The organism is Nocardioides sp., from assembly GCF_035429765.1.
Lineage (GTDB): Bacteria > Actinomycetota > Actinomycetes > Propionibacteriales > Nocardioidaceae > Nocardioides.
Genome location: NZ_DAOMFK010000022.1, coordinates 1 through 1,322, shown reverse-complemented (window position 1 = coordinate 1,322; position 1,322 = coordinate 1). Strand labels below are relative to the sequence as shown.

The window sequence follows — 1,322 nt, the reverse complement described above, 5'->3', positions numbered from 1 at the left end:
CGCAGGAGCAGCACCACGCCGCGCGCCGTGTCGAGGTTGGCCGCGACGGCGACGACCGCCAGCCCCCATAGCGGGAGGCCGCTGATCGCCGCCAGGGCGAGGATCAGCAACCGGACCTCGCGCCGGAAGAGCAACCGCACGTCGGTGTCGCGGCCCACCGCGTGGATGTAGGAGATCAGCAGGCAGCCGCACCCCGCGGCGAACCCCCAGGCCCAGGCGGTCTCCGTGTGGCCGGCGCCGACGACCAGGCCGACCACCACGGCGAGGTCGGCATAGCGGTCCAGCAGCGTGTCCAGCGCGGCGCCGCGGCGCGAGGCCCGGCCGCTTACCCGCGCGAGCTCGCCGTCGACGCCGTCGAGGGCGGAGCCGAGCAGGACGCCGAGCCCGCCGGCGGCCATCACCCACCGGTCGCCGACCGCGATCAGGCCGGACGCGAGGAGCGTGGTGGCGAAGGCCAGCAACGTGGCCACGTGCGGGCTGAGCCCGGTCCGCAGCAGCTGGCGGGTCAGGGGTCCCGAGATTCGCCGGTTGACGGTCCGGGCGATGATCTGGTCGGTCGGCTTGGGCCCGTACCGATGCCACATCGCCCGCTCCAGGGCCCGCACTCCATCGGGTGTGTCGACAGCCGCCCAGAGCCCGGTGAAGTCACACGTGGTCATCTCGAAGCCGTGGTCGAGCATCCGCCGCCGCACAGCGGCCCACGGCATCGCCGGCGCGTCGGCGGTCGCGGCCAGGACGTCGGCGACGTGGACGGAGCTGAGGCCGGCGTCGACCGCGGCGTACTCCTTCAGGTCGGCGGCCAGCTTGAGCAGTCGGCCGTCGGCCGCGGTCCGTACCCGGACCGGGGGCACCCCTCCCAGGCCGCCCACCTGGCGCTGTGGGTCACGGTCGACGGCCAGCACGTTGCGACCCGGTGCGGCCATCAGCCGCCGTACGTCGTCGGCCTCGAACACGTGGTCGCCCATGACGACCAGGCACCGGTCCTCGTCGACCTGGTGAAGGCCGGCGAGCACCGAGGTCGACGTGCCCTGCTGCCAGTCCGGGTTGACCACCAGCTCAACCGGGAGGCCGTGGGAGTGGATGGTTGCCGCCACGTCCTCGCTTCGGTAGCCGGCCACCACCACGATCCGGGTCACTCCTGCCGCGCACAGCACCTTGACCGCGCGGTCGAGCAGGGTCACGCCGCCCACCCGCCGCAGCACCGTCGGCTGGAGAGAGCGGGACCGGTGCTTCGACTCCGCGGTCACCACGACCGCGCTCGTCGCCCGTGGCTGGGGATCGGTCTGCGGGCGCGGGTCCATGGCACGCAGTATGCGTCAGCA

1 protein-coding gene is annotated in these 1,322 nt (G+C 73.7%); it reads right to left on the bottom strand.

Going from position 1 to position 1,322, the window contains the following annotated elements:
- Positions 1–1,301: NTP transferase domain-containing protein (locus tag PLP61_RS04065; protein WP_324500620.1), on the bottom strand; the 1,301-nt coding region annotated here is incomplete at its 3' end.
- Positions 1,302–1,322 lie beyond the last annotated feature (21 nt).